At 58.4% G+C, this 7,660-nt stretch carries 7 protein-coding genes and 3 pseudogenes; 4 read left to right on the forward strand and 6 right to left on the reverse strand.

Features of this window, described 5'->3' with window-relative positions; all coding sequences use genetic code 11:
* Both DQ405_RS23050 and DQ405_RS23055 read left to right on the forward strand, forming a co-directional pair.
* Window positions 1–200 (forward strand): annotated as a pseudogene (locus tag DQ405_RS23050) (hypothetical protein); the annotation flags it as partial.
* Window positions 201–274: 74 nt separating this feature from the next.
* Complete coding sequence (locus DQ405_RS23055; RefSeq protein ID WP_168426277.1) at window positions 275–733, forward strand: VOC family protein; 459 nt, start codon at window positions 275–277, stop codon at window positions 731–733.
* Window positions 734–838: 105 nt separating this feature from the next.
* On the opposite strand, the gene DQ405_RS23060 is transcribed toward DQ405_RS23055, so the two are convergent.
* The 6 genes from DQ405_RS23060 to DQ405_RS27630 are packed head-to-tail and all read right to left on the reverse strand — an operon-like array spanning window position 839 to window position 5,315.
* Window positions 839–1,771 carry an MFS transporter gene (locus tag DQ405_RS23060; protein ID WP_342030445.1) on the reverse strand — a complete coding sequence of 311 codons (933 nt, stop codon included), beginning with the start codon at window positions 1,769–1,771 and terminating at the stop codon, window positions 839–841.
* Window positions 1,657–2,073, reverse strand: coding sequence for a hypothetical protein (locus tag DQ405_RS28355; RefSeq protein ID WP_342030446.1), 417 nt, complete (start codon window positions 2,071–2,073; stop codon window positions 1,657–1,659). The genes DQ405_RS23060 and DQ405_RS28355 overlap by 115 nt, the downstream gene beginning before the upstream one ends.
* The gene (locus DQ405_RS23065) at window positions 2,070–2,786 is read right to left on the reverse strand and encodes a 2OG-Fe dioxygenase family protein (RefSeq protein ID WP_019817257.1); all 717 of its coding nucleotides are present in this window, start codon (window positions 2,784–2,786) and stop codon (window positions 2,070–2,072) included. The genes DQ405_RS28355 and DQ405_RS23065 overlap by 4 nt, the downstream gene beginning before the upstream one ends.
* Before the next feature lie 4 nt (window positions 2,787–2,790).
* A complete protein-coding gene (locus DQ405_RS23070) occupies window positions 2,791–4,149 on the reverse strand; it encodes an ATP-grasp domain-containing protein (RefSeq protein ID WP_168426278.1) in 1,359 nt (452 codons plus the stop codon).
* Entirely contained in the window at window positions 4,130–5,044 is a 915-nt protein-coding gene (locus DQ405_RS23075; RefSeq protein ID WP_342030444.1) for a KamA family radical SAM protein, read from the reverse strand. The genes DQ405_RS23070 and DQ405_RS23075 overlap by 20 nt, the downstream gene beginning before the upstream one ends.
* Complete coding sequence (locus DQ405_RS27630) at window positions 4,995–5,315, reverse strand: hypothetical protein (protein ID WP_241730135.1); 321 nt, start codon at window positions 5,313–5,315, stop codon at window positions 4,995–4,997. Before DQ405_RS27630 ends, DQ405_RS23075 begins: the two co-directional genes overlap by 50 nt.
* A 760-nt stretch (window positions 5,316–6,075) precedes the next feature.
* Between DQ405_RS27630 and DQ405_RS23080 the strand changes: the two are divergent.
* Both DQ405_RS23080 and DQ405_RS23085 read left to right on the forward strand, forming a co-directional pair.
* Window positions 6,076–7,279: pseudogene (locus DQ405_RS23080) on the forward strand (PepSY-associated TM helix domain-containing protein).
* A pseudogene (locus DQ405_RS23085) lies at window positions 7,276–7,660 on the forward strand (thiamine pyrophosphate-binding protein); the annotation flags it as partial. The pseudogenes DQ405_RS23080 and DQ405_RS23085, both read left to right, overlap by 4 nt.

Genomic DNA, 7,660 nt, shown 5'->3' on the forward strand with positions numbered 1-7,660 from the left:
CAGCAGCGCCGCGCAGGGCGGTTCGGCCTCGTTGCTTGCCGATCAACAAACTGATGCTGCTGCGCGACAAGCTCAATGGTTGCATCGGGTGCGGGTGCCTGTCGATGGAGGCGTGCCCGCTGCGCAATCACGATGACCAGCTGGGTGAGCGTGGCCCTGGTGCGCAGTTGCTGGAGCCCACGCCTGATGCTGATCGGTAAAGCCAGTTGCGCAATGCAACGTGACCTATAGTGAAAAGGCTGTAACCCCATAACCACAATCAAAGGAGAACGTTATGAGCGTTAAACCTATTCCCGAGGGTTATCACGGCATTACCCCCTATCTGGGCATCAACGAGGCCGCAAAGGCGATCGAGTTCTACAAGAAGGCCTTTGGCGCCTCAGTGTTCATGCGCCTGGACATGCCCGACGGCAGGGTCGGCCATGCGGAGCTGCGTATTGGCGAAGCGGTGATCATGCTGGGCACGCCCTGCGATGAAACGGCCCTGCGCAATCCGGACGCGCATCCCAGTGTCGGTTTGCACCTGTATGTGAATGATGTGGACGCACAATTCAAACAAGCGGTTGATGCCGGCGCCAGCGCAGTGTCCGAGCCGCAGGATCAGTTCTATGGGGATCGCTCGGCGAGTGTGACGGATCCGTTCGGGCACCTGTGGTTCCTGGCCACCCATAAGGAGGACCTGACCGAGGAGCAAATCCGCCAGCGTGCCAYGGAGATGTTCAAGCAACATTAACCCTGTGGGCGTGAGCTTGCTCGCGCCTGCAACACGCCACGCCTTGCCCCAGGTTCCAACCGGCCTGCTCCGGCAAAGTAAAGGCCTGCGTGGCGTTGGAACACTTCAAGGGTTTGTCGATCTGACACCCCGGTAGGCATTGCGCCCCAGCCATATCGTCATGACCAACAAGGCGGTCAATGGCAGTCCATGGAACAACACGATCACCTGGGCCGGCGTCCACGTCACATAGAACGGCCCGACCACCAGCATGCCCACGCCAAAACCGGCCATCTGGATCAGGGTCAAGAGGCTGAACAGCGGCAAGCGCAAGCTATCGGGCTCGCTTTGCGCACGGGAGATCAACGCCACCTCGGACAATCCATCGCCCAGCCCCGCCCACACCACCAGCAACAGCGCCAGCCACAGTTCGGTCTGCTGGAATGTCAGGATAAAGCCGCTGGACATCAACGCCACACCGAGCATGAACAAGCGCTCCATGCCTTGGGTGCCACGACCTTTCAACACTGCACTGGCGATGCGCGCGCCAACAAACTTGCCACAGGCCCACACGGCCAGCAGATAGCCCATGACCGTTTTGGCCGTGTCCGGTGAAATGTACTGCGACAGCACTGGCCAACCGACGTTATGGGCCGCGCTGCCGAGGGTGTCTAACATGCTGATCAGCAACATCGCAGCCAGCACCGGCGCACCGCGCAACCCCTTGGTCAGCTCATGCCATTCGGCGGCGAGTCCGCGATGCGCGGCAACAGCAACGCTAAACAACGCGCGCAAGGGCAAGACCAGGCAAGCGGCAATCACATAGGTGCCGATGTTGACCGCAAACACCGCTTCAAATCCGCCCGTGGCGATCAGCAAGCCGGAGAGCAAACTGCCGAAGACCGCGCCGGTGGCGGCCGCCGAGGTGATCCATGCGTTGGTATTCACCCGCTGCTCAAGCGCGACCCAAGTGGGCAACTGACTGTTGAGGCCAATGGCAAACAGCGAATTGCACAGGCCGATACCGAAGGCGATAAAAGGGAAGAAGGGTAAGTTGATGGGCCGGTAAACAACACCAGCAGCGGCATCAGCAACAGCGCCCGGGCCAGGTCCAACCCCGCCAACGTCCCACGCCCGGCAAACCGCCGGAAAAACGGAATGCCAAACAGGCTCGCGACAATCCCGCCGGTGACCCGGCACGCCAGGAAGATGCTGACAAACACCACGCTCTGGCTGAGCCAGTACACATAAGTGGACAACGCCACCATGTTAAGGAATGCGCCAAAATCCGACACACCGCGGGCAAAGATGATCAGGCGAGCGTTGCGGGTCGACAGATTCAGTTGTTGATCGTGACTCATGCAGGCTGTGCCCCCTCGACACTGCGCAGGCTTACCAAGAGCACATCGCGCCAGGCCGGTTCCGTCTCTACCCGCGGTCGCACCTCCCCGGCCCGATGGTAGAACCCACGGTCGTTGATCACGATAGTCTCCAGAAATTTCTCCATCGGCAGTTTCAGTAGCCGGCTGTGCTCCGTTTCGTCGGCAAACACCTCCGACACCACCGGCACCGTGTTGCATTCGCCAATAAAGTGCATGAACACCCAATCCAGGCCGTCCTGGTGAATCCCCGATGTGGTCGGGCTGCTCGATGACACGTCCGCCCGCACCCGGAACTGATGGATATCGATCGTATAGGTCTGTTCGCCCAGGTGCGGGGCAATCACCGCGAGGTCCGTCGCCAGCAGCTTGTGCATGAGGGGATGCTCGATAAAGCCCTCCTCGCTATAGCTCAGGTGATTCACGCCCTGGCGATAGTTCACCGCGTAGGTGACCGGCGATTTGAACGCCGTATTCCTGTCGATCTGCAATTGCCGTGACGGTAACAGACGATAGCGCAAGATGCGCCGTTCGCGGTGGGTGTAAGTCCTGAACGCCTCGTCGCGCACCAGGTTATCCCAATACGCGCGAAAGCTTTGTTCCTCACCGGGTTCAACGTTGACCAGTTCGCGAAAGTCCGGGCGATGACAGAAGTGATGTTCGCGCAAAAGCGCCGAGATCTGAGGGATGTCCATATCGCTATCCTGCAACCGGTGGATCGATGAGGATGCGCAGATGTTGCTGCAACGCATCGTGCAAGGCATGGGCGTCGGCGGCATTGCCAACCTGGGCCCAGCATTTGAGCAAATAATGCTCCTCGATATCCGCGTCAATGTAGTGGCCGGGGTCCTGCGGGGCGTATTCCAGCACCGAGCGGTGTTGGTCGAGGAACTGCAGGCCGTCAATGCCCCTGAAAAGGCCACTGTGCTGCGGATAAATCGCCAGCATCGCGTAGTGTTGCCCCGCATCGGCAACCTTATGTGCGCCAGCCTCCAACTGTGCATTGATGCCCTTCTCGCCCAACAACAATCCCATGTACAGCTGATAAGGATCGATACCGGCCAGGTCGCGGAACGCCGAGTTCACATACAGTCCGCCCAGACGCGGGTTGATCTCGATGGCCACCGGCCCTGCGTCCGTCATGCGAAACTCGAAATGCACCACAGCGTTGGTCAGGCCCACCGCGTGCAGGCAGTCCACCGCGTACTGGCGGATCTGCTCGCACTGGGCCTGGCTGAACGACGTCGGCGGGGAAATCAGCAGGTTCTCCAGGACCGTGCCGCTGCGCTCGGTCAGCAGCAGTTTTTCATTGATCAGCAGCGGATGGACACGCTCGCCGACAATCACACATTCCACACTGCCTTCGATGCCTGGAATATAACCTTCCAGCAGAATGCTGTGGCCTGGCAAGTATTCACGCCGCAGCCCATCCTCAAGCGGCAGGGCGTGCGCACAGCCGTAGAAGTCCGCATAAGCGGCGGCGCCATGATCACTTACGAAATGCCAATAGTGGCTGCGTAGCTCCTCCCAGCTCGAGCATTTTTTGATAAACGCCGAAGCCCCGCCAAAGGGCGGTTTGGCGATCAGTGGATAACCCACGCGCTCGGCGCCTTGCTGGAGTTCCTGTTCGTTGTTGCACAGCACGAACGGTACCGAACGCAATTGATGCTGTTTCAACACGCGGCGCATCAAGAACTTGTTATTGCACGCGGCAATCGCCTCCGGGTGGCTGTAGACCAAGCCCAACCGCTGACACGCCTGCGCGACGATACAGCCCACCTCCCCTTGTGCGGACGGGTGCCCGGCCTGGCAGAAAATCCCACGCACCTGATAACGCCCGTCCAACTGTCCGACCAACTCCAAGACAGACTGCTCACTGAGCGTTTCGAGCAGGAACACTTCGTCACTGTCGTCCCTGAGACGTTGCAGGTGCTTGCGCCCCGCCACGGCGGCCGTCAAACACGCCAAACCGTGGGCGCGGGCCACCGTGAAATGCGGTTCCCGGTAGCGGTAGCGAGCGCAAGCACTGTCATCTACATCAATAAAACAGAATCGCATCCTGTTTCATACCGCATCCTGCCAACTGCACCATTGGCCCTCCCAGTTTGCGAAAACGGTAAGTCCGCTGCCCATCGCGGACTTCAAAATGCGGTAAGTCTTCAGGCTTTTCAAAGTCCAACAATGGCACGGTGAACTTGCCTTGTGCATGCGGCAGTACATACTCGGGCAGGGCAATATTCGATACACGGCGTTTGAGCCGATCCATGATGGCGATGGCTTGGCTGATCGACGCCTTATATTCTGAAGCACCGGGTGAAAACGGCATGAAGTGATATAAGTAATATGGCTTTACGCCCAAACGATAAAGATCAATGAATAATTTATGCAACGTCGCTTCATCATCATTCACGCCACGCAACAGCGGCATGTTAGAGAATACAATCGGGACCACACCCTGAATCCGTTTAACCGCGACGGCAAAATCAGCACTGAGCTCAAGCGGGTGGCAGACATGCACACCAAATGCATTGACCTTGTACTTCTCCAGCATCGCCACCAACTCATCGGTCACGCGAAACGGGTTGAAACTCAAGGCCCGCGAATGAATGCGTATCAGCAGATCATCACGAATGCCGCGCAATGCGGCCAGCATCTCCTCAAGCTTGCGGTCGGCCAGCATCAGTGGGTCACCGCCGCTGAGAATCACCTCTTCAATCGCTGGATTACCGCGGATGTACTCCACCGAATCCTTGAACGAGTCAGTGTTGGCGTTAGCTTTGTCGGTGCCCACCTGCAGCGTGCGCAGCGCCTCGAAACAGAACTGGCAATAGGCATTGCACGTGTTGGTGGTGCGCAGGATCACGCGGTTGTCGTACTTGTGCTGGCAGATGGGCGTCTTCATCTCATGATTGAGTTCCCAGTTTTCGGAACTGCCGTCGTAGTCGCCCTGCACCTGTTCGCTCCAATACGGTACTACCTGGCGCCACAGGGGGTGGTCCATCACCTCTGCGCTGGTGAGTGAACGCTTGATTTAAATCAATGTAATAAGGCGTGATCTGCATCTTGCGATCTTGCAAGTTGTGCTCGATATGCGCCGTTGTGGCCTCGTCCCATCCACCGCAGGCATTGCGCAGTGCAGGTTCATCGCGGATGGCATTCTTCTGCTGCCAACGCCAGTCTTGCCATTGAACTGAACGATGCATGGCTTGATCAAAAATCGACATGAGTTTGAACTCTCTGTTAAGGCATAGGGACGCGTACTTTTCCAGCACAGGAAAAGTATGATTCGCAGCAATGACAATCGACGGGCAGGCGACAGACCACAATCAAGTAACTAACTTGATCACCGGCACCAGAGAGATATAACGGTTCACCACGTGATGGCGCGAATAAACGACTAGCACGGTCATGCGATTAACTTCCTTTTTATACTATTGCGACTTCCAAGTCCGCACTCACTAAAGCCGATGCCCGCCAATGTGTCAATACAATAACCTTGTCATTCCTCTGGAATTAACCTGCACCCGCGCCAACACCCCGTAATGACAAGGGGCGCTTTCGTTCAAGCCCAGCTATTTGAAAAACAAATAATACTGAAAGCAACACGCTCAGTGAGTATAGAGAGCGTTACTTCTACTTATATAACTACGTAGCCGCACTTCAGCTGAGCCAGGGGTTGGCCGCGAGGAAGTGGCGCTCAGATGCGTGGCTGCTGACGACATCACACAGCGGCATGATCACGTCCTTGGAGGTCTGCCCCGGCCTAACGCAAGCCGCTGAACGCCTGCGGGCTGGCGTACTGCGTGTTCGATCAGCGCATAAATGCGGCCTGAATGTGAACCTGAAACATTTTCTTTCATATCCACCTTAGGGATTTCTCATGCTCATCCGTCTTAACTTAGATACAGCCTGTCGCGTCAGCAAAAGCTACGACTGGCCTTTTCCGGGCCTCTATTGCCCCCTCCGATCAAGACCCTCATTCATATGTCGAAGAAGTCACGCTCCAAACTCTGGTTTCTCGTCCATAGCTGGCTGGCGTTGCCCATCTGGTTCTTTGTACTGATCGTCTGCGTCACCGGCACCCTGGCCGTGGTGAGCCAGGAAATCGTGTGGCTGGCCAACCCGGATATCCGCGCCAGCAAGCCGTCGGATGACGCTCAGCCGCTGAGCTTTGACCAGGTGATCGCGGCCATCAAGCACGATGAGCCCAAGGCCATCGTCCAGTCCATCATCCGCCCGGATGAATCGCACTTCGCGCTAAGCGTCGGCCTCAGCTACCCGGACGGGCGCTCCGTGGAGGTGTATGCCAATCCCTACACCGGCGCGATCCAGGGCATCAGCCCCTCGTTCAACTTCCAGCAATTCACCCGCGCCCTGCATGGTTGGTGGCTGGTGCCGTTCACCAATGGGTACAGCTGGGGCTGGTACCTGGTGTCTGCGTTGGGCTTGCCGCTGCTGGCTTCACTGGTCACCGGGCTGGTGGTGTACAAGCGCTTCTGGAAAGGCTTCCTGCGCCCTACCCTGCGCATCCGCCACGGTGCGCGGATCTTCTGGGGCGACTTTCACCGCCTGAGTGGCATCTGGTCGATCTGGTTTTATCGCGGTCATTTCTATCACCGGCACCTGGTTCCTGATCGAGGCTGTCCTGGGCGACAACCAGATATCCATTTCCAGTGAACCCATCGTGCCAGTGATCGCACGGGATAAGGTGCCGCTGTCGGCGCCGGGCGTGCCGGCACCGATGATCCCTATCGACAAGGCGATCGACATCGCCGCCGAGCGGATCCCCGGCCTGGACGCCAGCTTTGTGTTCATGCCAAGCAACGCCTACAGCCACCTGCAGATCGGCGGGCGTGGCTGGTACCCGTTGATGTTCCAGACCGCACAGCTGAACCCCTATGACGGTGAAATCGCGGTCTCGAACCTGTTGTCCGACCGTACCCCGCTGGAATTCGTCACCGAGTCGATGCGCCCACTGCACACCGGGGACTTTGGCGGTTTGTGGATCAAGCTGATCTGGGCATTCTTCGGCCTGGTGCTGAGCATGATGGTATTGAGCGGCTTGCTGATCTGGACCAAGCGCACCGCTCTGGCCACCCTCAACGCCCTCAAGCGCGAGGCCAAGACACAACGTCAGCACGCGCCCATCCCGACCATGCACGCCGACACCTCGGAGGCCCAGCGATGAGCAAGGTTGCAACCGTACCGCCGTCCCCGCTGCGCGCCTTTTGGCTGAAATGGCGTTTCCATGTCAACATCCTGCTGTTGCTGGTGCCGCTGGGGTTCATGCCCAAATACTTTGCCGACGCCGCGTTGTTTCGCGGGGATACCGGCATCGGCGAGCGCGTGGCCGGGCAGGTGCAAGTCGGTCCCTGGAGCCTGACGCTGGCTGAGTTTTCGCAACGAAGGCCCGAGCCCGAACCCGGCTGGCCCGATGAAGTTCTTCAACGCTGCCCTGTGCGATACCTGTGCCGAGCAGGTCAAGGCCACTTACCTGCGTATCGGCAAACCCCGCAGCCTGCGCGCCGCCGGAGTGATCTTCTTCGGCACGCCGTACCGCATGGGCGCC

The organism is Pseudomonas sp. SST3, from assembly GCF_003325755.1.